We start from the raw sequence: 23,092 nt of genomic DNA, 5'->3' as shown, positions 1-23,092 counted from the left end.
TGCCGTGCGGCTTGATCAGCAGCAGCAACAAGAGCAGCAGCTCGCGGGCGAGCCCTTCGAGGTGCAGTTGGATGCGCCGATCTCGACCATGGCGTGGCCGACGTTGATCGACTCCAGGGTAGAGCCGGGGGCGGTCGGCAGGATGTCGAGCTGGTCCACGCTCAGGTCGTCGAGGTCCAGCTTCAGGTTCGCGTCCATGTCGTGTCCCTCCTTCCTCTGTGGGTGACGGTTGCGGACGGCGGTCGCCCGCTGTCCGAGCCGATTCTGTGATCCGCGGGGGCTCCGGGTCTCTACGGAGGACCCGTAGGGTCTGCCGGGGGACCGGAGCCCTACGGTGCCTGTGGTCACCAGTCCAGTGGGGGCTCGTACTGGGAGGTGGCCTGCCGCCGGCCCAGCACGATCGCGAAGATCGGTACGTGGGCGGGACCGCCGCCGAGCAGTTCCCGCACGACCCGGTCGTCGTACCCGTTGGTGATCCGGGCGGAGAGACCCTCCGCGGCGGCCAGCACGCTGAGGCGCTGGGCCGCGATGCCGCCTTCGTGGTGCAGGATCCGGTAGCCGCGGTCCCCGAATCCGCGGTCGCCCTCGTAGCGGTCCACGGTGAGGAAGACGACCGCGTTGGCGCGCGCGGTGTTCACCGACGGAGTGCGGTCGCACAGCATGGTCACCGTGGGCCGCCCGTCACGTCCGGGTACGGGGACGAGCGCGGGGGCCGGGTCCAGCCGGTACAACCCGGCAGCCTGGCCGCCGGTGTTGAGCGTCAGTACGTGACAGTCCAGCAGCGGCCGCAGCGGTGCATCACCGTGGTCCGAGGGCACCGGCTCCAGCGCGTACCGGAGCAGGTCCGCGAGCTGCCGCCGCGGCAACGCGGTACGGTCCGGCAGGAACATCCGCCCGCCCGAGTCCCTGCGGCGCAGCGCGTCGCCCAGCTCCACGCTCTCCGGCGGCCGGTCGTCGTCGGCGAACGGTTCGGCGGTGCCGCCGGCGGGTCGGTGGAACGGCGCCGGGTCGACCGGTTCGAAGCGGGTGGTTCCGGTGAGCCGGCTGCCGGCGTCCAGCGTGGTCAGCCGCGTCCAGCGGGCCGGATCCTCCCGGTTGGTACGGACATGCTCCGTCACGAGGGGCGCCAGGCCGGACGCCGGAGCCGCGGGCACACCGTCCCGCGCCCCGACCTCCAGCACGGCGAACGCGGTCTCCTCCGCGCCGTCCAGGCCCAGCGCCCGGTTCACCGGCTCGTCCAGGAACCGGTGGTGTACGCGGGCGTCGAGGCCGAGCGCACCGGCCACCATGAGCGCGTTGCCGATGACCATGCCGGACTCCTGCGCGCACAGCCGGTAGGCGTAGTCGCGGTACCGGAACGCGGTCTTGCGGAAGTACGCGGAGAGCACCAGCAGCGCGGTTGTGTCCCGGCCCTTGCCGGCCACGGCCGCCTGCAGTTCGTCCGGGATGCCGCCGGGCCGCAGCGCGGTCAGTGCGTGGTGCAGCGGGTCGTAGTGGTAACACCCTGCCGGTACGCCCCCGGTGTCGCCGCCCAGCCACACGTACAGCTCCATCGGGTGGAAGCAGCGCGCTGAAGCCACCAGCCGGTGGTACGGCCAGGCGGCCTGCGGGCCCAGCTCCATCCGGCCCAGACCGTAGGTGTGGTGCAGCAGCGCGGACAGTGTGTTCCCGTCCCAGGGCCTGGACGGCGGGCCCTCGGGATGCTGGTCGCGGAAGCCGGGGAAGGACCAGCGCGCGTCACCGATGCGCCGTGGCGGGGCGGCCAGCACCTGGCGGGGCAGCCCGCGGTAGGTCTTGCTCGGCAGCGGATCGTCCGGCCCGCCCTCCGAACCGTGGCCCTCGGCGAACAGTTCCCGTACGCCCTCGAAGGTGTCGTACCAGAACCGCAGCCCCAGCGACCCGGCCCGGCCGGTGATGGCCTTGGTCATCCGGCGAGCACCACCCGGACGATGTTCGGCAGCACCGCGTGCACGGCCGGGTCGTGGTCGAGCGGCACCACGACCGGGGACCGTCCCCGCGACGCCAGCGCCTCCACCAGCGCGGGCAGGTCCGCGTCCGCCGGTACGGGCGCGCCGCCCGGCCCACGCGGCGGTGCGCCGATCTCCGGGACCGGCCGCGGAGCGTACGCGGACTCGCCGGTCAGCTCGGACTGCCGGTCCAGCAGGACCAGTTCGAGCCCGTCGGTCACCGCGCCGGGGCCGCAGGTCACCCCGACCGGCCGGGCGCCCTGCCACCAGGCCAGGACCGGCACACCGAACGCCGCACCGATGTCGGCGGCCACCACCTCGCCACCCGCCGGGCGCAGCATGTCCAGATGGCGGCGGCCCGCCTCGTCCAGCGGCGCGCCCGCCACGTCCAGCCGGACCGCCTCCACGGCGCCCGACCGCACGTCCTCCACCGCCAGCCGCGCACACTGCTGCGCGACCGCCGCGGTCACCGCCTCGGTCCAGTCGAGAGCGGCGGCCACACCGGGCCCCGACGTGAACACGTCCCGAGCCGGCACCGCCGTGACCTCCTTGCCCGCCAGGTCCCAGCCCCGCACCGAACCGCCACCGGCGAACCGCCGCGGATCGGGCGCCGTCACCGCGTACCGGGCCAGCCCGCGCAGCGCCGCCCGCTGCCGGGCCTGCGCGAAACCGGTGCCCCACCCGAAGACCCGCTCACCGGCCTCCTCGGGCCGTACCGCCTCGGTCACATTCAGCGGTATCTGTGTGCGGTCGCCCTCCTCCAGGGCCCGCAGCACCCCCGTGTACCGGTCGAAGCAGGTCGCGGCGCGTGCGGAGAATTCCGCGGCGGGCAGCGGGCCGGCCGAACGGAGCCGCTCGACACGCTGCCCGAACTCCTCGGCGCTCTCCTCCGTCGCGTCCATGGTGGATGGGTGCGGGAGGAAGGTGTGCGTCGAGGTGCGCAGGGTCTCCAGGTCGATCCGGGTCAGCATCGCCGGTTCGTTCTCCCGCGCGCCCGTCAGCGCCGTGAACGCGGCCAGGCCCAGGTGACCGGCGACCACGGCCGCGGCGGGACCGGTGAGGAACGTATTGGGCCGCGACGGCTCCGGCGCCGCCAGGCGCTGCCAGGCCGACGCCCAGGCGTCGCCGGACGGCCCCAGCCAGGCGACGTCATCCAGCACGAGGCCCTGCACGAGGAGCTGACCGGCCTGTCCGCACAGCCGGTGCAGCCGTACGGCCCGGTCCGTCACCGGCGCCGAGGACACGTGAATGACGGCGTCGGCCCCCTCCAGTGCCGCGGCGAGTTCCGCGTCGGAGTCACCGGACAGGGATGTACGGATCAGCTCCTGGTCGGGGTCACGCTGTACGGAACTGCCGGTCAGCTCGGTCAGCTCGGTCAGCCGGTCCTCGTCGGTGGGGAACTCCGGCGTGCACACCGCGCGCAGCCTGCGGACACCCGAGCGCAGCGCCGAAGCGATCAGCGCGGTGAACGCGGGCCCGGCGCCCAGCACCACCACCGCACTGTTGCGGTACGTCTCGAAACGCCGGGCCGCCGAGCCGCGGTGGTACTCGACGAACGCGATCTCCGGCGCGTACGTCTCCAGTTCACGAGCTGTCAGGCCGTGCGGCTCGTCCTCCTCCGCGTCGGTGAGGCAGCCGCCCTCCTCCAGGCGCCGTAGCAGCGCCGCGACCACGGCGCGCTTGTCCTCCGGCAGGCCGCCCAGCAGCCCCTCCAGGGTGGTGGTGCCGTTCAGATGCGGCGCCAGCCGGTCCACCCATTGATAGATGGCGCCGCCCCGCAGTTCGAGGCCGGCGCCCGCACCGAACAGGTGCACCCCCTCCGCGGTGGGCACGTACAGCACGTCGGGCTTGAGTTTCGGTCGCATCGTCTGTCCTCGGGGTCGGCGGATCGCCCCCGAGTGTCACCACCGCCTGCGACGCACGTCTCTACGGCCGGACCGTAGACCGACCACAGTGATCGGGCTACGGTCCGGCGGCCTGCCGTGACCGGGCTCCACGCGCTAACCGAGTACACCGTACGCGGAAATTGTGGCAGAGTACGGCGACGCGACGGGGGTCCAAGGCCGCTGCCCGCCCCCTGCCGCCCCGACCGTCCGAGGCGCCACCGCCCGGCCGCACCAGAGGAGAAGGAACCGACATGCCCGCTGCCCCCTCCGGCCCCCGGCCGGCCGCCGCGGACCTGCACCACGTCATCGAGGTGCGCGGCGCACGCGAGAACAACCTGACCGACGTGTCACTGGACCTGCCCAAGCGGCGGCTCACCGTCTTCACCGGAGTGTCCGGGTCGGGCAAGTCCTCGCTCGTCTTCGGAACCATCGCCGCCGAGGCACAACGCCTGATCAACGAGACCTACACCGCGTTCATCCAGTCGTTCATGCCGAGCCTGGGCCGCCCCGACGTGGACGCGCTGCGCAACCTGAGCGCCGCCATCATCGTCGACCAGGAGCGGATGGGCGCCAACTCCCGATCCACCGTGGGCACCGCCACCGACGCGTACACCATGCTGCGGATCGTCTTCAGCCGCCTCGGCACCCCGCACATCGGCACCTCCAGCGCCTTCAGCTTCAACAGCGCCGAAGGCATGTGCCCCGAATGCGAAGGCATCGGCCAGGTGTCGACGATCGACATCGACCAGCTCGTGGACCGCGAACTCTCCCTCGACGAAGGCGCCGTCACGGTGCCCAACTTCGCCGTCGGCTCCTGGTACTGGCAGGTCATGGCCGGCTCCGGGTTCTTCCCGCCGGACAAGAAACTCAAGGACTACACCGAGCGGGAGTGGCACGACTTCCTCCACAAGCCCGCGACCAAGGTCAAGGCCGCCACCCTCAACACGACGTACGAAGGGCTCGTCACCAAGGTCCAGCGGCTGTTCCTGTCCAAGGACCGCGACGCGATGCAACCGCACATCCGGGCCTTCGTGGACCGCGCCGTCGCCTTCACCGGCTGCGCCGCCTGCGGAGGCACCCGGCTGAGCGCCGCCGCGCTCTCCTCCACCATCGACGGCACCACCATCGCCCAGTGCTCGGCCATGCAGATCAGCGACCTCGCCGCGTTCCTGCGCGCGGTCGACGACCCCTCCGTGGCGCCGCTCCTCGCCAACCTGCGGCACCTGCTCGACTCCCTCGTGGAGATCGGCCTCGGCTACCTGAGCCTGGACCGCCCCGCCGGCACCCTCTCCGGCGGCGAGGCACAGCGCGTGAAGATGGTGCGGCACCTCGGGTCCAGCCTCAGCGACGTCACCTACGTCTTCGACGAACCGACCGTCGGACTCCACCCGCACGACATCCAGCGCATGAACGACCTCCTGCTGCGCCTGCGGGACAAGGGCAACACGGTGCTCGTCGTCGAGCACAAGCCGGAGGTCATCACCATCGCCGACCACGTCGTGGACCTCGGCCCGGGCGCAGGCACGGACGGCGGGCGGATCTGCTACACCGGGGACGTGCCGGGACTGCGCGCCTCCGGGACGCTCACCGGGCGGTACCTGGAGCACCGGGCCCGGCTGCGCGAGACGGTACGCACACCGCGCGGCACCCTGACGATCGAAGGCGCGGACCGGCACAACCTGCGGAACGTCGACGTGGAGATACCGCTCGGGGTACTGACCGTCGTCACCGGCGTCGCGGGCTCCGGCAAGAGCTCGCTGATCCACGGCTACGTCGCGGGACGCGAGGGCGTCGCGGTCGCCGACCAGTCACCGATCCGCGGCTCGCGCCGCTCCAACCCGGCCACCTACACCGGGCTGCTCGGCCCGATCCGTACCGCCTTCGCCAAGGCCAACGGCGTCAAGGCAGCCCTGTTCAGCGCCAACTCGGAGGGCGCCTGCCCGCACTGCAACGGCATCGGGCTGGTCTACACCGACCTCGCGATGATGGCGGGGGTCGCGTCAGTGTGCGAGGAGTGCGAGGGCAAGCGGTTCACGCCGAAGGTCCTCACGTACAAGCTGCGCGGCAAGGACATCAGCGAGGTGCTGGCGATGTCCGTGGCGGAGGCGCACGCGTTCTTCCCCTCCGGGCAGGCGCACGCCGTCCTTGGACGGCTCACCGACGTGGGACTGGGCTACCTGCGGCTGGGCCAGCCGCTCAACACCCTCTCGGGAGGCGAACGGCAGCGCATCAAACTGGCCATCCACATGAACGAGAAAGCGACGACGTACGTCCTGGACGAGCCCACCACCGGCCTGCACATGGCCGACGTCGACCAGCTGCTCGCCCTGCTCGACCAGCTGGTGGACCACGGCAACTCGGTGATCGTCATCGAACACCACCAGGCGGTGATGGCCCACGCGGACTGGATCGTGGACCTCGGCCCCGCGGCCGGACACGACGGCGGGCAGGTGGTCTTCACGGGGACCCCCGCCGAGCTGGTCGACCGCGGTGACACACTGACGGCTCGGCATCTGCGGGAGTACGTGGGGCGCTGAGAGTACGTGACGGGGCCGGTCCCTGCCCGCATGCCAGGGGAGCGGCGTCATGTCGCCGGACGGCCACGGCCGCCACCGCCGGCCGTCCGGTGCGGGCCACTCCCTCCCTTCATACGGAGCCACCCGCCGCGGTCCGATCGCGTCCGGTCAGATTGACGAGCACCGTCGCGCCCTTCCCGATCCGGCCCGCCGCCGCTTCCGCGCGCACCGCCGCGATCGTCGCCGCCGACGCGTAACACACGTCCAGCCCCTCCAGTCCGACGAGCATCCGCCGCGCTTCGACCAGCTCGGCGCGGGACGCCGAGACGATCGAACCGCCGGTCTCCGAGGCGATGCGGTGCAGATACGGGTAGTACGGCGCGCCGTTACCGAGCAGGATGGCCGTGGCCAGCCCGGTGGGACAGTCGATCCGGTCGGCGTCGGTCAGCTCCGTACGGCCCTCCCGCCAGCCTTTCGCCGCCGGGGCGCAGGACTCCTCCTGGACCATGAGAAAGCGCGGCATCCGGTCGGCCCGGCCGATCTCCAGGTATTCCCGCAGCCCCTTGTGGGCGGCCAGCAATCCCATACCGCTGCTGATGGCCTGCACGACGACATCCGGTGTGCGGTCCATCGCGTCGACGGCCTCCAGATAGGCCAGCTTGAGCCCCTCGCGACGGGCCCAGTTGAAGAATCCGGCGTCGAGGTGCAACCGGTTCTCCGCGGCGAATCTGCGGGCCGCGTCGGACGCGTCCACGTACGTACCCGGGACGACGGTCAGCGAAATCTGCTCGCTCTCCGCCATCGCGTGATTGCTGACGAATTCCGCGCCGCAGAAGAAGTGCGCCCGCATCGCCGGGTCCCGCAGCACCGCGCGGGCGAGCGCCGTGGAACTGTTGCCCGTACTGGAAGCGACGAATTCCTTCACCCCGTACTGGCGCAGCACCGCCGGTACGACCGAGGCCAGCCGGTCCTTGGTGGTGCCGGTCGGCTGCCGCGACTCGTCCTTGACCCACAGCCCCGGCACCCCGATCGCCGCACCGAGGCGGGGCGCCGGGCGGGAGGGCGTACGGATGGTCACCCGGCTGTCCAGGAACCCGGGGGAGGAGAGCGGCAGGAAGTCGAAGTAAACCTGTTCGGGGTCCTCGTGGTCGCGCGGGGCGGCACCCGCCAGCTCGTAGCGGGGCTCCAGCGCCCCCGAGCATTCCGGACACCGGTACACCAGCGCCGGTTCCAGCTCGGCGGCGCAGCATGCGCACGCGAGTACGAACTTCGTACCCGCGTCCCTTTCGATCACGGCGACCATAGGTACGGCGATGTCCCCTTGTGCGGCGGAAGGATTCGATACCCGCGCGAAGGCCGTGGGCGGTCCGCGGTGGGTGGACGACGGCGGTGGCGATCACTGTACGGTCCGCGCGGACCGTGGCCGGTGCTTCCTCAGCGTGTCGCGCCGTCGGCACCGGCGTACCGCCCGGCCGCCGGCCGTGGCACGGCGTGCGGTCGCCTTGGGGGAACCGGCAGTAATGTCGCCGCCGGAGGGAAGCGTTCATGCGCCGGGAGTGATGTCTCCCGGTCCTGAGTGTCGCGACACCACGGAGGCTGAACCATGCGCTCCTTGACCTTCGTCATCGGAACGGGACGTAGCGGCTCGACCGCTCTGTCCCGCATCCTCAACGCCCATCCGGACGTACTGAGCCTCAACGAATTCATGGCCTCCGTCGGCGACGCCGCCTTCCCCGAGGGGACAGTGACCGGTGAAGAGTTCTGGCAGTTCCTCTTCCGGCCCGCCCTGCACTTCGACCGGATGCTGCGCAGCGGTCTGACGATGCCGGAATTCCTCTACACCCGCCGGCCGGGGCGGTACGCGGCGGAGACCACCGGCATTCCCGCGCTCTCCCTGATGGTGCTGCCGCACCTCACCGACGCCCCGGACGAGCTGCTCGACGAGCTCCACATGTCAGTGGTCCCATGGCCCGAGCGCACCGCGGCCGAGCATCACCGAGAGCTGTTCGGCCTGCTCTGCGCGCGGTTCGGACGGACCGCCGTCGTGGAGCGCTCCGGCTACTCGATCGGCTGGGCACCAGGGCTGCGGGCCGCGTTCCCGGAAGCGAAGTTCGTGCACATGTTCAGGGACGGACCGGACTGCGCCCTGTCGATGAGCCGCCACACCGGATACCGCACGATTGCCCTGCTGCGCGAGATCAAGGCACGCGCCGGAGTCGGGAATTTCGCCGACCTCACCGACCAGCACGTGCGCGCGCTTCCCGCTGACCTGTCGCCATTGCTCGACGAACGCTTCGATCCCGCCCTGGTACTCGACCGGGACATCCCGCTGCGTACCTTCGGCGCCCTGTGGTCCGAACTCGTCACCGACGGAACGAAGTTCCTCGGACAGCTACCTGCGAACCGGCGCACCACACTCGCCTACGAGGGCCTCCTCGACAGTCCCGCCGAGGAGCTGACCCGCCTGGCCGGGTTCGTCGGAGTCGACCCCGAGCCGCAATGGCTGCGCACCGCGTCCGCACTCCTCGACCACAGTCGCCGTGGCGCCGCCCGAAGGCTGCCGGCCGCCGCGTTCGGCGAACTGGGGGAGAGCTGCGCCCCGGGCGCCGGCATCCTGGCGGAACAACCGGATCGGTGATCAAGGGGCCCGGGGCGGTACGGCCGCGCGGGGGCGGCGCGGTCAGGCGCAGCCTCACCAGTCCAGCGGCAGGCTCTCCAGGCTGAACTGCCGCGTCTGCGAGACCCGGAAGCGGACCTCGTCCGGCGGCACCGCGAGCCGCAGGCCGGGGAACCGGCGCAGCAGCGCCGGGTAGGCGCTGGCCATCTCCATCTTGACCAGCGGAGCGGCGACGCAGTGGTGGAGGCCGTACCCGAAGGCCATGTGCGGCCCGGGCTCCCGGGTGAGGTCGAAGCCGTCGGCCTCGGGCCCGCCCTGCGCGCGGTTGACGGCGAACAGGGAGCAGGCCACCCGCTCACCCGCCTTGATCACCTGGTCCCCGATGGCGACGTCCTCCAGGGCGGTCCGCGGCGTCACGGTGTGGATGACGGTGACGTAGCGCAGCAGTTCCTCCACGGCCCGGTCGATCAGCTCCGGCCGCTCCCGGAGCAGCGCGAGCTGGTCGGGGTGGTCCAGCAGTACCAGCGTGCCCAGCCCCAGCATGCCGGCGACCTGCAGGAACCCGTCGGACACGAAGGTCGCGCCGATGCCCGCCAGCTCCTCGTCGCCGATGTCCGCGCCGTGCGCGCGCACCACCGCGCCGAACAGGCCGTCGCCGGGGTCGCGGCGCTGCCGGTTCGCGAGCTTGACCATGTACGCCCAGTACGCCTTCCCGATGGCCGTCTGCTGCTCCGGGGACCCGGCGTCGTTCTGCGAGATGTCCAGGTAACGCGCCAGTTCCGCCCGGTCGTCCCGGGGAATGCCCAGCAGCTCGCAGGTGATCAGCCCGGCCAGGGGCCAGGCGAACTGGCGCATGAAGTCGGCCGGCGGCCCGACGCGCTCCATGGCGGCCAGACACTCCGCCACGGCCTCGTGGATGCGCGGCTCCAGCCTGCGGGTCCGCCGCGCTGTGAACTCCGGAGCCACCATCCGCCGCAGGCGGGTGTGGTCGGGCGGGTCGCACGTCAGCAGGTTCCCCGGCAGGGCCGGCGTACCGGTCCCGTCCTCGCCGGAGTCGGGCAGTGCGGAACTGAACCGTTTCAGGTCGCCCAGCACCTCCCGTACCTCGGCCTCGCCGGTGGCAAGCCACTTCACCCGGCCGAAGGGCCCGAAGTCCACGTCGGCCACCGTCAGCGGCGACTCCTTGATCTGTCGCCGGAGCTCGGGAACCGGGTCGAAGCGGTCCCGGCGGAGGTGTACGGGTATCTCGTGGGGCGGCGTCATCCTGACATCCCTTCTCCGTCGTCGACTGCGGCAACGCGGACCACCGCCGGGTCCGGTAATGCGTGTAAGCCTTTACGCGCCCGCATTTCCCGCGGGGGCAGCGGTCACAGCGGCCGTGGCAATCCGACATCACCACCATCCTGATGCGGCGCATTCCGCGGCATCACCGGAATTCACCCGGCCCTCCCGCACCGGCCGATGCCCGCCCCGCTGCTGCAGAGAATGCGAGATCCGATGGCCCCAACTTTGCGGTCACCGATGTAAAGGGTCAACCGCAACCGGTTGGACGGATCCATGGACAATGGGCCTGTCCAACCGGCCATGTATCCGCGTTGGACGCATGGGACATGACAGACGGCAGGAAAGGCGAGCAGCCACGGGGACAGGACCTGCGAAATTGCAGCGTCGCGGCCGATCCCGTCAAGCGAGATCGCGCACGACGGGCGGCAGGTCCGGCCGGTAGCCCGGGGCGGCGTGAGCGCGCCGGTTGTGGCGGGCACGCAGGCGCATGCCGCCGTCGACCAAGGCACGTACGGGAGCGGAGGGGCGGCGGGCACCGACGGCCCGGCGCAGCGGCCCGTCCAGGAACGCGTCCGCGGCGGTACGGACGAACGGGCCCAACGGAGCCGGGAAGAAGCGCCGGATCAGCATTCCGCGGGTGGCGGCCCACAACTCCGCCGCCGCGGCGCTGGCAGCGAACTGCCGCCCTTCGAAACCGTCGGCCCAGTCCGCGAATTCGCCCCACGTATCCGGAACTCCGCGCACACCCATCCGGTCGGCCAGACCGAGATAGAACGTATGTGAGGCAGCCTTCTCCGCCGCGGTCGTGGCACGCCACGCATAAGCGTCGCACCAGCGCATCGGCGCGACGTCGAAACAGGAAAGCACGTATCGGAAGGTGTCGCCACTGATCGCCCAGCGGGCATGAATGCGGTTCAGGGCGGCCACGGTCTCGGCACCCTGCGGACTGTCCAGCCCCGCGGCGAACAGCTGGTGCATCATCAGCCCGGTGGTCTTGGCGCGGACCTCCGGCCGACCGGTCATCTTGCCGGTGGAGAGCAGCAGTTCGGCTATCTCCGGGATGGCGAAGGTCCGGTAGAAGCCGATGTTCAGCCCGAACGCGAGGTCCTCACTGAACTCGTGCCGGACCAGACGCCGGTAGACGGATTCGGCCTCCGCCAGCGGCATGGCCCCACCACCGTACGAGGAGCGCGGCACACCGTACGAGGAATTCACCGCGTCCCCTCTCCACCGATCTCGGTCAATACACGCGCCACGAACGGCCCCTCAAGGTGCCGGGCCACGAGCACAAGATGTCGCCGCTCGTCACCGGGCGCGACATTCACCCCGGGCGTGTGCTCGCAGTGCCGTTCCGGACGCTGCCGGGCCCGCAGCGCCCGCAGGCCGCCGACGAAGGCCGCCGCCGCGACCGCGGCCTCCTTCTCCTGCGGCGCCATGTCCGCGTACTCGTCCGCACACCGGCGGGCGGCCGCGACGACGTCCTCGGGAACCCACGGGCGCAGGGCGAGCTGCCCATCGCGGATCTCCCGCGTACGGCGGGTCAGCCGCCACTCCAGGTCCCGCGCGGTCAGCCACTCCGCCCACGGCTGCCGCAGCCCGTCCAGCGCCAGCCGCCCGTCCACCTGCATGGCTGCCGCCCACAGGGGCCGCAGGGCACGGTAATCGGCGCGCCGCTGACGCCAGCCGGCAGCGGCGGCGCCCGCCCAGCCCACGGCGAGGACCAGACAGCCGGCACAGCCCGAGAGCGGACTGATGACGGAGCCCACCGGATCCAGGACGTGGGTGCCGGTCGCCGCGGCACCGATGGCGACGAACTTGGTGAGGCAGTATCCGCCGATCAGGCCGCTGCCCACGGCCAGGCACCGCAGGCTCCGGCGCAGCAGCCGGTGCGCGGCCGCGGCGGTCGCATGGCGCCAGCAGGTACGTCCCAACTGCCACAGCCCCCACGCGAACGCCGCCTGGTAGACCAGCAGGAAGGCGAGGACAGGCGGCTCCGCTGCGTACGTGGTGTCCAGGGGCAGCGAACTGTCCAGGCCCGGCGGGAAGAGCGCGAACAGCGCGACCATCGCCGCGATCACCGGCCCGTACACCCACCCGACCTTGCGCCGGACCTCCGTACGCACCGCCGCGTACGGAACGGCCCACGCCTCCTGCCCGGCCCGGCGCCGCGACGGCGGCGCCCACAGCAGGACGAGTACGACGGCACCGGCGCTGAACAGCAGCCTCGCGACGTACACGATCAGCAGCCCCAGAAAGCTGATCCCGGACGAACCGTTGACCTCGGCCGCCACGGCGGGGGCCGAGCAGAAGAAGGACACGGCCGTGGCGGCCGAGGCCACCGCCATGACGAGCAGCGCGGGGAAGCGCTGCCGGCGCCAGGCACGCGCCTTGAAGACGGCCAGGACCACCCACAGCGCGCCGATGGCCAGGTACAGGCAGTTGGCGACGAGGTCATACATGCCGGCTCCTGCGGTGCTCCAGCGAAGTGACCACCGAGGCGCTCGCCGCCTCGTCGGGAGCCAGCGCGAGCTGCTGCCACAACAGGGTGCCGAGGATCTCGGCCTGCTCCTCCGCCGGGTCGGCGTAGTGCGAGCGTCCCAGCACCAGCCGGGCCACGTCCGGGTCCAGCGCGTCGAGTTCGGGGATGTGGGCGAGCAGGAGGTGGGCGATCTCGTGGCAGATGATGTGCGCCTGGTGCGCCTCGCTGGTGTGCAGCGGGTAGGAGATCCGGTCCTCGGTCAGATGCTGCTCGAACTGCCCGGACCGCTCACCGAGCGCCGCCTCCCGCGCGACCAGCACGATCGGACGCCCACGCCGCTCCCCGAGCCCCTCGCACAACTCCCGTACGGTGGAGTACGGCGGCAGATCGGCCTGCTCCAGCAGGGCCCGGCACTTGCGCCGGGCACCACGTAACCCCACGAACGCGCTCTCCTGTTCCTCGGGCAATCGCCAGTGAACCGCACGCCCGACGGGTAAATGCGAGGCGCTCACGGATCTCCTCCGGTCTCCTGGAACTCAACGACATACCACACCAGCCCCACCACCCGCACCCGGACCGCCAACCCTCACCCCTCACCCCTCACCCCCGCACGGCCTCATCCCCGCCCCCCAACCCGATGGCCTTGCGCAACTGCTCGATGACGGCTCGCACGGGCCCGCGCATGGCCGGCGGCAACTCCGCGGCCCCTTCGGCGATCTTCCGCACCTCTTCGTCGTCGAGCAGCCCGGCGTGCCCCGCGTCCGCGGCACCCCCGGCGGCCCGGTGCGCGACCTGTTGCGGCCTGCCCGCCCGGTGCGTCTCGATCATCCGCAGATTGCGTTCGACGGCCCGTACGGCAGGGTGGTCGGGCGGGTTGAGGAAGTAGTCCGTGGACACCCCGAACAGCCGCGCCAACCGCCCGGCGTTGACCAGACTCGGCACGGACTGCCCCTTGCGGAGCTTGCCCACGTACTGGTTGGACATCCCGGTGTGCCTGCCGATCTCGATGTCCGTGTACGGCCGCCCCTGGGCAGCCGGATAGATCACGTCGATCAGACGCCGCAGACGCTGGGCGAACAGCGCCGCGTCCGGTTCGGGGAGGGACGACATGGCGGCATCCTAGCCCGCACACCCGGACACCAGTACCCCTCAACGCCCCAAAAGTAAACGGTAGTAGACGCTTCTCAAGATTGTTCTCGCCGCTGACCTGCCCTTTCCGAACAGCTTCCGCCTATTGGTTGACACGGCCCGACGGCCTGCGCAAGATCGGTTCCCTGCCGAGCGGCACGGCGCCCCCGCATCCCGGCTCGCTCGCTGCACGGCTTCTCACCCTCCGCGGGGGAGGGGGTGAAGCCGTGCCGTCGCGGGGGGCGGTGGGGAGGCCGCCTTCGGCGTTTCCGTCCGCCCGCCCGTTGTCGTGTTTGAGGCTGGCGAACCGTGCCCTTCGCCGCCAGGATGCCCGCCGTACCGTTGAACGGGGGGCGGCATGGGGACGTTATGGTTGCGTACTCGCGGGAGGGCGCGAGAGGGTACGGAGGACGGGCCGTCCGTGCCGGTCCAGACCGGGCCGGGAAGCGGCGGAGCCGGTACGACGCGGGAGGACCCCGCGGAGTCCGAGGTGACGCGGCTCCTGTGCCAGGCCGTTCATGCCCGCCGGGACCGGGTGAAAGATGTCCAGGCGTGGTGGCGCAAGGTCCGCCACAAGGAAGCGGCCCCGAAGAAGGCGCGCCGCAGTACACGGCGCCCCATCTACTTGGAGGGCAGTGACGACTGCCCGCCCTTGGGGGAGCCCGCGGCACAGTGGGTCGTCGACCATGTGCTCCATGGGCCGCGGCTGCCCGTTCCGTCGTACGGTTTCGACCTGGTGCCGGTGGTGGCGCACAGCCTTCGCGCGCGCAGACGGCGGTGGTCGCGGCGTGCGTGCGTCTGCCTTCTGGCCGCACTCGTCGGATACGTCGCGCCGTGGGCCACCGCGATCTGGGGCGGTGCGGTCCTCGTGGCTCTGGGCATGCGATGGTCCGCGTATCGGGCGATACGCAGAGGGAGGACGAGCCGGCCGGCCCGCACACCGCGCCTGGCGTACTTCGTACTGTGCGTGCCGTGGGCCTTGGCAGTGGTGCCGTTCGAATCCGGCAGCGGTGGAGTGCTCGGACTGCGGTGGTCGCTGGGGCTGCTGCCGTTCGTGCTGTTGGCCGCCACCGGACTGGTGTGCGCGGGAGACCGGCTCGTGGCCCGGGCGACGCTCGCCGTGCTGAGCCGGGAGGATGTTCCCGTGGGCCGGGGCCCCTGGGTCGCCCGGAGGGCCGGCCGCAGGCTGTCCGCGATCGGCAAGGACCAGACGCGGCCAGAGCTGCCGTACGACGCACCGGAACGTTTTGTCGGAGCCGGGCGCGATGTCTGGGGACCCGCACATGTCGGCATCCCTTTGAAGGCGAAGGATCCGGACAGATCGCCGGGGCGGCTCGGGCAGTCCGAGCTGCTGCACCGGATCGGGACGGACTTGAGCGAGCTGGGGCACGGTGCCCGGGAAATGACCGATCCGCTCCCCGGCTTTTCCATGAAGAAGGTGATCGGCCTGCCGTCCGCCTTGTGGTTGCAACGCGCCCGTGACGCAGAGCCGGAACCCCCCGATCTCAGAGGACTCGGGCGCGGCTCCTCCTCTGGTGTGCCGGACCGGCTGTATCTGCGGGCTCAGTGCGTCAGCTGGAGCGGGCAAGTCGTGGTCAGCGTATTCGTCCATGCCGCGCTGGAGGCACGCGAGTTGCGGCTGACGGTACGGCCGCATGTGAACACACCGCTCTACAATGAACTGCGGGTGACCGTGAATCCCGTCGGGAAGCGTGGGCTGCGCCTGCTCGGCTGGCTGACCGTGCAGTCCCTGCTGGACGCGGTGGCGGGCCCGGTGTCGCTGTGGCGGCTGGCCGCGAGGCTCGGTGAGAAAACCGAAGCGCGTGTGGCGGAGAAGGACCCGGTGAGCCTCCGTGACCGGTATGCGACCGAAGAAGTCGCGGACATGCATCAGAGCGACGACGCCAAGCGGCATGTCGTGCTGATGCAGACCTGTGTGTTCCGGACCGTCGCCGTGTACCTCGACGAATTGGGCATCGACACCGCCGCGTACGAGAAACAGGTGGCTGCGGTCATCACCAACATTCAGGTGTTCGGCGACAACAATGCTCCCATCCAGAACGTCGCTGGCAGCGGCATCAGTGAGGTGGGGCAGAACGGCAGGGAACGAGGAGGCAATTGATGGCTGTGGGAAGGCGCCGTACCGAGGGGCAGGGGCAGAACCCGGGAATCAGTATCGGCGGCGACAACAACGCTCCGCTGCAGAACGTCGTGGGCCAGAACATCTCCCAGGTGTACCAGTCGGCCTCGGTCCACGGAGCCGTGGACGTCGCGTCCGTACGCGCACTCGTCGCCATGTTCCGGACGGACGTGACGCGGAACGAAGGCGGCCTGCACAATGCCAGGACGCTTCGCGCCATGGCCGATGACATCGATGCCTCGCTGGAGGCACCGGATGAGCGGTCCGGTGCGCTGCGGCGAATGGCGCGAGAGCTTCCGGTGCTGGTCGCCGGGACGGTGGTGCAGCAAGGAGGTGAGGCCCTTGCCAACGCTTTGGCTGCGCTGGCCGGGTGACGTTTGCCGCCCGTTTTCGGCGTACCTGCTGATCGGCCGGCGGGCTCCTGCGCGCACGAGTCCGTGACCGGTGCCGGCCCACGAACGTCCCCCCGTACCGCATGTGCAAGCGGACTGGCCAGCGGGCATATCTCCTGCGCAAGGTGCAGGAAAGGTCAAGGCCGGTCGGTAGTGCCCTTCGCGTGATCCGCGCCCGTCGATTCCGTTCGGATGGTGACATCTGGTCCGGGCGGGTCGGATGGTGGCGTGGCTGCCCACGGTGACCGTCCGCACCGCGAGGCAGGAGGAGGGCGTATGCGCCTGGACCGCGATCGCACGTGGCTCGCGCTCGCGCTGTTCGCAGGCGTTCCCATTGTGGTCGGTGACCTGGTGCTGGGGGCGGAGCACAGTCTGGTCGGGCTGTTGCTGATCTGTGCGTTGCTGGCCGCCACCCGGCTCGACGGGCCCCGTACCGGGGCAGTCGCCCTGTACGCGGTGCTGCTCGCCGCCGGTGTCGCGATGTGGGAGGGCGATCTCGGGGAGCGGGACGTTCTGGTGCGGCTGGCCGCGCTCGTGCTGGGCGGTGCGTACGCCACCTGGAGCGCCGCTCAGCGGGTGTCGCGCGAAGGGGAGCTGGCCGAGACGTCGTCCGTGGCCCAGCGTGCCATCCTCCAGCCCACCTCCTTCCGGCTCGGCGGCGTGGCCGTGTGCGCCCGCTACCACTCGGCCTCGCCGCAGGCCTTGATCGGGGGAGACCTGTACGCCTTCGCGCACACCGCGGCCGGCCTCCGCCTGCTGATCGGCGATGTGCGCGGCAAGGGTCTGCAGGCCGTGCGCCTGTCGGCCGCCGCGATCGGATTCTTCCGCGACAGTGCCTATGCCCACTCCGACCTGCCCACCGTGGTGGACGCCACCGACCGCCGCCTGGCCTCGCTGCTCGGCGCGGAGGACTTCGTCACCGCCCTGGCCGCCGAGTTCGCCGCGACCGCCGGGCCCGCCGCCACCCGGGTCCGGCTGGCCAACTGCGGCCACCACCCGCCCCTGCTCCTGCCGGCCGACGCGCCGCCCCGGCTGCTCGCCCCGGCCGAGCCGACCACCCCGCTGGGCCTGCATCCCGCGCCGGTCGTCCAGGAGGTCGTCCTGGGCCCCGGTGACCGCATGCTGTTCTACACCGACGGCCTGGCGGAGGCCCGCAGCCCCCAGGGCGTCATGGTCGATCTTGCCGAGCTGCGGCCCGCCTGCTCCCGGGCGGTGCTCGACGAGGCCGCCGACGCGCTCCAGGAGGCGCTGCTCCGCCATACGGACGGCGCCCTCGCCGACGACGTCGCGTTCATCCTGGTCGAGTCCTGCCCGACGGTGCCGCCGCAGGACGCTCGGGGCAGGTCCGGCTCGCGAGGCCGTTCCGTACCGGCTGCCGGCGCGGCGAGCGCTTCGTATGACCCTCTCCGCCCCTACCGCAAGGAGTGGCGCGGACCGCAGCTGCCCGGCCCGGGTGCCCGGAACGGTCTTCCCGATCTTTGACGGGCCGGGGAGCCGGTCGGGTGACCCGCGTCTCACCTGCGCGGGGCCGCTTGTCTATGCAACTCGTTGCATAGCAGGATCGGGGCATGGCGCTCGAACACGCGATCCTCGTCTCCCTGCTGGAGAAGCCGGGCTCCGGCTATGAGCTGGCCCGGCGGTTCGAGCGGTCCATCGGCTACTTCTGGACCGCCACCCACCAGCAGATCTACCGCGTGCTCAAGCGTATGGAGGCCGACGGCTGGGTCGACGTCCGCGAGGTGCCGCAGCAGGCGCGGCCGGACAAGAAGGAGTACTCCGTCGCCGCCCTGGGCCGGGCCGCCCTCTCCTCCTGGCTGCACGAGCCGATCGAGCCCGAGAGCGTACGGCACGACCTCGCCGTCAAGATCCGCGGCGCAGCCTTCGACGACCCGGCCGCACTGATCCGCGAGGTCGAACGGCACCACCAGGTGCACACCGACCGGCTCGCGCACTACCTGGCGGGGGAGCGGCGCGACTTCACCGGCCCCGAAGCGCCCGCCGCCCTCGACGCCGGACAGCAGCTCCAGCACGCCGTACTGCGCGGCGGCATCGCGTACGAGCGGATGACGATCGCCTGGCTGGAGGACGTGCTCGCCACCCTCCACGGCCTCGAAACCGAGGGATGAGCGGGGGCTGCCCGCACGCCCCACCCGTATTCCGACCCCCGAGCCCCACCCGACCGCGAAAGGCGGACCCCATGGCCGACCCGCTGCTCTTCAACCCGCGCACCTACGACCCGGCGCACTTCGACCCGGAGACCCGCAGGCTGCTGCGCGCCACCGTCGACTGGTTCGAGGACCGCGGCAAGCGACGGCTGATCGAGGACTACCGCTCCCGCGCCTGGCTGGCGGACTTCCTCGCGTTCTCGGCCAAGGAGGGACTGTTCGCCACCTTCCTCACCCCGGCCTCCGCCGGTGAGCAGGCGGAGGGGCAGCCGGACAAGCGCTGGGACACCGCCCGGATCGCCGCCCTCAACGAGATCTTCGGCTTCTACGGGCTCGACTACTGGTACGCGTGGCAGGTCACCATCCTCGGCCTGGGACCGGTCTGGCAGAGCGACAACGCCGCCGCCCGCGCCCGCGCGGCGGAACTCCTCGCGCAGGGCGAGGTGTTCGCCTTCGGCCTGTCCGAGAAGACGCACGGTGCCGACATCTACAACACCGACATGCTGCTGGAGCCCGACGGCAACGACGGTTTCCTCGCCAGTGGTTCCAAGTACTACATCGGCAACGGCAACGCCGCCGGACTCGTCTCCGTCTTCGGCCGCCGCAGCGACGTCGAGGGCCCGGACGGCTATGTCTTCTTCGCCGCCGACAGCCGCCACCCGGCGTACCACCTGGTGAAGAACGTCGTCGATTCGTCCAAGTATGTCAGCGAGTTCCGGCTGGAGAACTATCCGGTGGCCGCCGAGGACGTCCTGCACACCGGACGTGCCGCCTTCGACGCCGCCCTGAACACCGTCAACGTCGGCAAGTTCAACCTCTGCACCGCCTCGATAGGCATCTGCGAGCACGCGATGTACGAGGCCGTCACCCACGCGAGCAACCGCATCCTGTACGGCCGTCCCGTCACCGCGTTCCCGCACGTGCGCCGCGAGCTGACCGACGCCTACGTACGCCTCGTCGGGATGAAGCTGTTCAGCGACCGCGCCGTCGACTACTTCCGCTCCGCCGGCCCTGACGACCGCCGCTACCTGCTCTTCAACCCGATGACGAAGATGAAGGTGACCACCGAGGGCGAGAAGGTCATCGACCTGATGTGGGACGTCATCGCGGCCAAGGGCTTCGAGAAGGACACCTACTTCGCGCAGGCCGCCACCGAGATCCGCGGCCTGCCGAAGCTGGAGGGCACCGTCCACGTCAACCTCGCGCTGATCCTCAAGTTCATGGGCAACCACCTGCTGAACCCGGCCGAGTACGCGCCCGTACCGACCCGCCTCGACGCGGCCGACGACGCCTTCCTCTTCCGCCAGGGCCCGGCCCGCGGCCTGGGCGCCGTACGGTTCCACGACTGGCGCGCGGCCTACGACGCGTACGCCGAGGTGTCCAACGTCGCCCGCTTCCGCGAGCAGGCGGACGCCCTGTGCGAGTTCGTCACCACCGCCGCCCCCGACGAGGAGCAGAGCCGCGACCTCGACCTGCTGCTCGCCGTCGGCCAGCTGTTCGCCCTGGTCGTCCACGGTCAGCTGATCCTCGAACAGGCCCGTCTGAGCGGCCTCGACGCGGACGTCCTCGACGAACTCTTCGCCGTCCTCGTACGCGACTTCTCCGCGCACGCCGTCGAACTGCACGGCAAGGACTCGGCCACCGAGGCGCAGCAGAGCTGGGCGCTGTCCGCGGTCCGCCGCCCGGTCGTCGACGAGGCCCGCTCGGCGCGTGTCTGGGAGCGCGTCGAGGCCCTGTCCGGTGCGTACGAGATGGCGCCGTAACAGCGGATGGACGGAGGCGGCCCCGCTCCCGCGCCGGAAGGCGGACGCGGGAGGGGCCGCCCTCCCGTGCCCGTCAGAGGCGGGCGCAACAGGCCGACACCGGGAGCAACCAGGAACTGGCCCCTCCAGTGCGACTTTTGGACAAATGGCCCTTGCGTCCCGCGCATCACGCTCAGGCACGCCATCCTCAGAGCAACCGGGCCAGCCGCACGGGGCGCCCGTTGAGCAAGGGGGAAGTCCATGGGCTCACTCAAGAAGCGCGCGAGAATCGTCACGGCCCTCGCCGCGCCGCTCCTCCTGTCAGGCGCCACGCTCACCGTCGCGGCGCCGGTCGCCAGCGCCGCGCCCTCCGGTGCGGACGCGTGTACCCACCCCGGCTGGTCGAACAAGTCCTCCGGCAAGGGCACGGCGAAGGGCGCCTCCGTCAAGGTCCGCACCGGCCCCAACAAGGAGTGCGGTGTGGTCGCCACGGTCGGCACCTCCCGGGTGCTGTTCTACCACTGCTGGGTGAAGAACTCCGCGGGCAACAGGTGGACGCACGTGCGCATCGACGGCCTGAACGTCGACGGCTGGGTCTACAACAAGAACCTCGACGACGGTGGTTCCGACAAACCGGACAACGAGTGCTGATGGGGCGGGAAGTGCTGACCGGACGACACGTGTCGGTCTGACGCACGTCACGTCGCACGACCTCAGGAGCGGGCCCACCGCCACCACGGGCCCGCTCCTGAGTGCTGAGCAGGTGCCGGGAGCTGCGCAGCCGGGGAGGGGCGCGATGATTCCGGTGCGGCGCGGCGATCCGCGGCGCCGGACACCCGGGCTCCCGGAGCCACGGACACCCGGGCCGGACACGAGGAGCGAGTCCCATGCGCATCGCGATCAACGAGTTCATCAGCCTGGACGGTGTCGTGCAGGCACCCGGCGGCGCCGAGGAGGACAGCGACGGCGGGTTCGCCCACGGCGGCTGGTCGCAGGCGTTCTTCGACCCGGAGGTCGTGGGCGGCGCCTTCGACGAGGCCCTGCGGTCGGCCGACGCCCTGCTGTTCGGCCGGCGCACCTGGCAGACGATGGCCGCGGCCTGGCCGGGCCGCGGCGGGGAGCCGTTCGCCGACCGGATGAACTCCATCAGGAAGTACGTCGTCTCCGAGACCCTCAAGGACGATGAGCTGACCTGGGACCACACCATCCGCATCCCGGGCGGCGAGGCGGTCGCCCGGATCCGGGACCTGCGCGCGGCCGAGGGCGGCGACCTGCTGGTGATGGGCAGCCCCACACTCGCGCGTACGCTCCTGGCCGAGGGCCTGGCCGACGAGCTGCGGCTGATGGTCATGCCCGTACTGCTCGGAGGCGGGAAGACGGTCTTCCCCGACGACGGCGTGAAGCGCACGCTCGAACTCATCTCCACGGTCACCAGCGCCACGGGCGTGAACGTGTGTACCTACCGGGCGGCCGCCGAAGCGTGAGTGCCGCTACGCGCTCGACGGGGGACGGGGCGGCGCCGATTTCGGTGTCCGGACCGTCCCCCGTATCGTCTCTCGAACCGGTGCACGGATTATTGGATGATCGGTCCGCAGTTGGCGATCGAACTGCGGTGGCAGATGGGCAATTACGGTCGCTGGAAGATCAATAGGAGAACTTCGCGAAGGTTTCATTGATTCCTGAACCTTCTGCTTCGTCTGCGCGTGTGGTGTCCATAAGCTGCCAGCAGCCCCGCCGCAGACCTGGCCGTGCGGGCCGCGTCGCGCCCCGGAGGAGTTGGCCGCCATGAACACTCGGTGTCCCGGACTGAGGGAGGGCTGCCGGGTGGTCTGCCCGGCGGGCGAGATCGATCTGGCGACGGCGCCGGCGTTCCGGGACCAGCTCAGAGGGAACGATGCTGCACTTCCGGCCTTCGTGGTCGCCGACCTGCGGCGCGTGACCTTCATCGACAGCAGCGGGCTGCAGGAACTGCGGACCGCCCAGACGCGCTGCGAGGCGGCCGGCGGCTGGGTACGCCTGGTCTACGACCATGAGGCCATCGACCTGCTGCTCCGCCTGACCGGGTACGCGGAATATTTCCCGCGCTACACCAGCGTCGCGGACGCCCGGCGCGGTGGCCCGCTGGATTCCGATGACAGGTGGGCTGCTGACCGGTGATCCGGTGATCCGGTGATCCGGCGAACCGCTGGCGCCCGGCCCTGCGACCGGCGTCAGGCGCCGGGGTCGGCGCTCACCGGATGCGGAGGCGGCCAGGCGGGGCGGTGGCCCACGGGCAGACTGGCCAGCGCCCGGGTCACGGTGGGAAAGACGGCCAGCACCTCCTTGCTGCCGGTGTGCTCCAGCATCCACAGCACACGGCGGCCCACACCGGCCAGCAGGAGGCGGCCGCGGCGGCGGCTGAGCAGCCAGTGCAGCCCGAGCAGGCAGTTCAGGCCGCGGGAGTTGCAGTAAACCAGCGCGGAGCAGTCCAGGACCACGTAGCGGTAACCGACGTCGACATGGGCGCCCATCGTCGTACGGAAGAACTGTTCCCCGGTGTGGTCGAGAGCTCCGCTGACGCGTATCACCGCGCAGGTTTCACAGTCGGCGACCATGTTGACCAGCAACCCGTCAGCGTGCGGCATGTCGCACCTCCGAGCGCGTTCGCACCAACACCCATGGGGCCGGGCCGACCACGCTATCCGTACGAGGGCACGGGGACCAGGCGTGTCCGGCCCGGAGGCGGCGACTTGCGCCACCCCGGGAGAACGGCCCGCCGCCCGGACGCCGGGCGCGG

At 71.1% G+C, this 23,092-nt stretch carries 20 protein-coding genes; 10 read left to right on the top strand and 10 right to left on the bottom strand.

All coding sequences use genetic code 11. The features are described 5' to 3' along the window. Window positions 1–15: 15 nt before the first annotated feature. The 3 genes from ACZ53K_RS27625 to ACZ53K_RS27615 form a co-directional block, all read right to left on the bottom strand. Entirely contained in the window at window positions 16–198 is a 183-nt protein-coding gene (locus ACZ53K_RS27625; protein WP_468841530.1) for a hypothetical protein, read from the bottom strand. Between the two features lie 146 nt (window positions 199–344). Further along, window positions 345–1,928, bottom strand: coding sequence for a SagB family peptide dehydrogenase (locus ACZ53K_RS27620; protein ID WP_468841528.1), 1,584 nt, complete (start codon window positions 1,926–1,928; stop codon window positions 345–347). Then, window positions 1,925–3,832 carry a hypothetical protein gene (locus tag ACZ53K_RS27615; RefSeq protein ID WP_468841526.1) on the bottom strand — a complete coding sequence of 636 codons (1,908 nt, stop codon included), beginning with the start codon at window positions 3,830–3,832 and terminating at the stop codon, window positions 1,925–1,927. Before ACZ53K_RS27615 ends, ACZ53K_RS27620 begins: the two co-directional genes overlap by 4 nt. A gap of 272 nt (window positions 3,833–4,104) precedes the next feature. Here ACZ53K_RS27615 and ACZ53K_RS27610 point away from each other — a divergent pair, with 272 nt between their 5' ends. Next, window positions 4,105–6,390: an ATP-binding cassette domain-containing protein gene (locus tag ACZ53K_RS27610; protein WP_468841524.1), complete on the top strand. Its 2,286-nt coding sequence runs from the start codon at window positions 4,105–4,107 to the stop codon at window positions 6,388–6,390. Between the two features lie 109 nt (window positions 6,391–6,499). Here ACZ53K_RS27610 and ACZ53K_RS27605 read toward each other — a convergent pair whose 3' ends face one another. After that, complete coding sequence (locus ACZ53K_RS27605; protein ID WP_468841522.1) at window positions 6,500–7,663, bottom strand: threonine synthase; 1,164 nt, start codon at window positions 7,661–7,663, stop codon at window positions 6,500–6,502. 309 nt (window positions 7,664–7,972) lie between these two features. Here ACZ53K_RS27605 and ACZ53K_RS27600 point away from each other — a divergent pair, with 309 nt between their 5' ends. Next, entirely contained in the window at window positions 7,973–9,007 is a 1,035-nt protein-coding gene (locus tag ACZ53K_RS27600; protein WP_468841520.1) for a sulfotransferase, read from the top strand. Window positions 9,008–9,061: 54 nt separating this feature from the next. Here ACZ53K_RS27600 and ACZ53K_RS27595 read toward each other — a convergent pair whose 3' ends face one another. The 5 genes from ACZ53K_RS27595 to ACZ53K_RS27575 form a co-directional block, all read right to left on the bottom strand. Continuing rightward, window positions 9,062–10,249 carry a cytochrome P450 gene (locus ACZ53K_RS27595; RefSeq protein ID WP_468841518.1) on the bottom strand — a complete coding sequence of 396 codons (1,188 nt, stop codon included), beginning with the start codon at window positions 10,247–10,249 and terminating at the stop codon, window positions 9,062–9,064. A 420-nt stretch (window positions 10,250–10,669) separates the two neighbouring features. Further along, on the bottom strand, window positions 10,670–11,485 hold the full coding sequence (locus tag ACZ53K_RS27590; RefSeq protein ID WP_468841516.1) for an oxygenase MpaB family protein: 816 nt from the start codon (window positions 11,483–11,485) through the stop codon (window positions 10,670–10,672). Further along, entirely contained in the window at window positions 11,482–12,729 is a 1,248-nt protein-coding gene (locus tag ACZ53K_RS27585) for an MAB_1171c family putative transporter (RefSeq protein ID WP_468841514.1), read from the bottom strand. Before ACZ53K_RS27585 ends, ACZ53K_RS27590 begins: the two co-directional genes overlap by 4 nt. Then, window positions 12,722–13,189 (bottom strand): hypothetical protein, encoded by a 468-nt coding sequence (locus ACZ53K_RS27580; protein ID WP_468841512.1) that lies wholly within the window; start codon window positions 13,187–13,189, stop codon window positions 12,722–12,724. Before ACZ53K_RS27580 ends, ACZ53K_RS27585 begins: the two co-directional genes overlap by 8 nt. A 160-nt stretch (window positions 13,190–13,349) precedes the next feature. After that, the gene (locus tag ACZ53K_RS27575) at window positions 13,350–13,859 is read right to left on the bottom strand and encodes a helix-turn-helix domain-containing protein (protein WP_468841510.1); all 510 of its coding nucleotides are present in this window, start codon (window positions 13,857–13,859) and stop codon (window positions 13,350–13,352) included. A 1,006-nt stretch (window positions 13,860–14,865) separates the two neighbouring features. Between ACZ53K_RS27575 and ACZ53K_RS27570 the strand changes: the two genes are divergently transcribed. From ACZ53K_RS27570 to ACZ53K_RS27535, 8 genes are all read left to right on the top strand, one after another. Continuing rightward, window positions 14,866–15,999, top strand: coding sequence for a hypothetical protein (locus ACZ53K_RS27570; protein WP_468841508.1), 1,134 nt, complete (start codon window positions 14,866–14,868; stop codon window positions 15,997–15,999). After that, a complete protein-coding gene (locus tag ACZ53K_RS27565; RefSeq protein WP_468841506.1) occupies window positions 15,999–16,391 on the top strand; it encodes a hypothetical protein in 393 nt (130 codons plus the stop codon). Before ACZ53K_RS27570 ends, ACZ53K_RS27565 begins: the two co-directional genes overlap by 1 nt. Before the next feature lie 294 nt (window positions 16,392–16,685). Continuing rightward, the gene (locus ACZ53K_RS27560) at window positions 16,686–17,891 is read left to right on the top strand and encodes a PP2C family protein-serine/threonine phosphatase (RefSeq protein WP_468841504.1); all 1,206 of its coding nucleotides are present in this window, start codon (window positions 16,686–16,688) and stop codon (window positions 17,889–17,891) included. A gap of 86 nt (window positions 17,892–17,977) precedes the next feature. Then, the gene (locus tag ACZ53K_RS27555) at window positions 17,978–18,535 is read left to right on the top strand and encodes a PadR family transcriptional regulator (RefSeq protein WP_468841502.1); all 558 of its coding nucleotides are present in this window, start codon (window positions 17,978–17,980) and stop codon (window positions 18,533–18,535) included. A gap of 71 nt (window positions 18,536–18,606) precedes the next feature. Next, window positions 18,607–20,337 (top strand): acyl-CoA dehydrogenase family protein, encoded by a 1,731-nt coding sequence (locus ACZ53K_RS27550; RefSeq protein WP_468841500.1) that lies wholly within the window; start codon window positions 18,607–18,609, stop codon window positions 20,335–20,337. A gap of 240 nt (window positions 20,338–20,577) precedes the next feature. Further along, window positions 20,578–20,967, top strand: a complete 390-nt coding sequence (locus ACZ53K_RS27545) for an SH3 domain-containing protein (RefSeq protein ID WP_468841498.1) — start codon at window positions 20,578–20,580, stop codon at window positions 20,965–20,967. Between the two features lie 236 nt (window positions 20,968–21,203). After that, window positions 21,204–21,800: a dihydrofolate reductase family protein gene (locus ACZ53K_RS27540; RefSeq protein WP_468841496.1), complete on the top strand. Its 597-nt coding sequence runs from the start codon at window positions 21,204–21,206 to the stop codon at window positions 21,798–21,800. Between the two features lie 301 nt (window positions 21,801–22,101). After that, on the top strand, window positions 22,102–22,473 hold the full coding sequence (locus ACZ53K_RS27535; RefSeq protein WP_468841494.1) for an STAS domain-containing protein: 372 nt from the start codon (window positions 22,102–22,104) through the stop codon (window positions 22,471–22,473). Between the two features lie 53 nt (window positions 22,474–22,526). Here ACZ53K_RS27535 and ACZ53K_RS27530 read toward each other — a convergent pair whose 3' ends face one another. Next, on the bottom strand, window positions 22,527–22,940 hold the full coding sequence (locus tag ACZ53K_RS27530) for an STAS domain-containing protein (protein ID WP_468841492.1): 414 nt from the start codon (window positions 22,938–22,940) through the stop codon (window positions 22,527–22,529). Window positions 22,941–23,092 lie beyond the last annotated feature (152 nt).

This window comes from Streptomyces sp. NPDC033221 (assembly GCF_055577005.1).
The sequence above is the reverse complement of the archived record's forward strand: the minus strand, read 5'-3'. Positions and strand labels throughout refer to the sequence as shown.

Excerpts from the sequence above, each read along its gene's own strand:
- ACZ53K_RS27535 (WP_468841494.1), top strand. The coding sequence starts at position 22,102 with ATGAACACTCGGTGTCCCGGACTGAGGGAGGGCTGCCGGGTGGTCTGC.
- ACZ53K_RS27625 (WP_468841530.1), bottom strand. The coding sequence starts at position 198 with ATGGACGCGAACCTGAAGCTGGACCTCGACGACCTGAGCGTGGACCAG.
- ACZ53K_RS27555 (WP_468841502.1), top strand. The coding sequence starts at position 17,978 with ATGGCGCTCGAACACGCGATCCTCGTCTCCCTGCTGGAGAAGCCGGGC.
- ACZ53K_RS27575 (WP_468841510.1), bottom strand. The coding sequence starts at position 13,859 with ATGTCGTCCCTCCCCGAACCGGACGCGGCGCTGTTCGCCCAGCGTCTG.
- ACZ53K_RS27565 (WP_468841506.1), top strand. The coding sequence starts at position 15,999 with ATGGCTGTGGGAAGGCGCCGTACCGAGGGGCAGGGGCAGAACCCGGGA.
- ACZ53K_RS27540 (WP_468841496.1), top strand. The coding sequence starts at position 21,204 with ATGCGCATCGCGATCAACGAGTTCATCAGCCTGGACGGTGTCGTGCAG.
- ACZ53K_RS27530 (WP_468841492.1), bottom strand. The coding sequence starts at position 22,940 with ATGCCGCACGCTGACGGGTTGCTGGTCAACATGGTCGCCGACTGTGAA.
- ACZ53K_RS27560 (WP_468841504.1), top strand. The coding sequence starts at position 16,686 with ATGCGCCTGGACCGCGATCGCACGTGGCTCGCGCTCGCGCTGTTCGCA.
- ACZ53K_RS27620 (WP_468841528.1), bottom strand. The coding sequence starts at position 1,928 with ATGACCAAGGCCATCACCGGCCGGGCCGGGTCGCTGGGGCTGCGGTTC.
- ACZ53K_RS27550 (WP_468841500.1), top strand. The coding sequence starts at position 18,607 with ATGGCCGACCCGCTGCTCTTCAACCCGCGCACCTACGACCCGGCGCAC.
- ACZ53K_RS27585 (WP_468841514.1), bottom strand. The coding sequence starts at position 12,729 with ATGTATGACCTCGTCGCCAACTGCCTGTACCTGGCCATCGGCGCGCTG.
- ACZ53K_RS27615 (WP_468841526.1), bottom strand. The coding sequence starts at position 3,832 with ATGCGACCGAAACTCAAGCCCGACGTGCTGTACGTGCCCACCGCGGAG.
- ACZ53K_RS27610 (WP_468841524.1), top strand. The coding sequence starts at position 4,105 with ATGCCCGCTGCCCCCTCCGGCCCCCGGCCGGCCGCCGCGGACCTGCAC.
- ACZ53K_RS27600 (WP_468841520.1), top strand. The coding sequence starts at position 7,973 with ATGCGCTCCTTGACCTTCGTCATCGGAACGGGACGTAGCGGCTCGACC.
- ACZ53K_RS27595 (WP_468841518.1), bottom strand. The coding sequence starts at position 10,249 with ATGACGCCGCCCCACGAGATACCCGTACACCTCCGCCGGGACCGCTTC.
- ACZ53K_RS27545 (WP_468841498.1), top strand. The coding sequence starts at position 20,578 with ATGGGCTCACTCAAGAAGCGCGCGAGAATCGTCACGGCCCTCGCCGCG.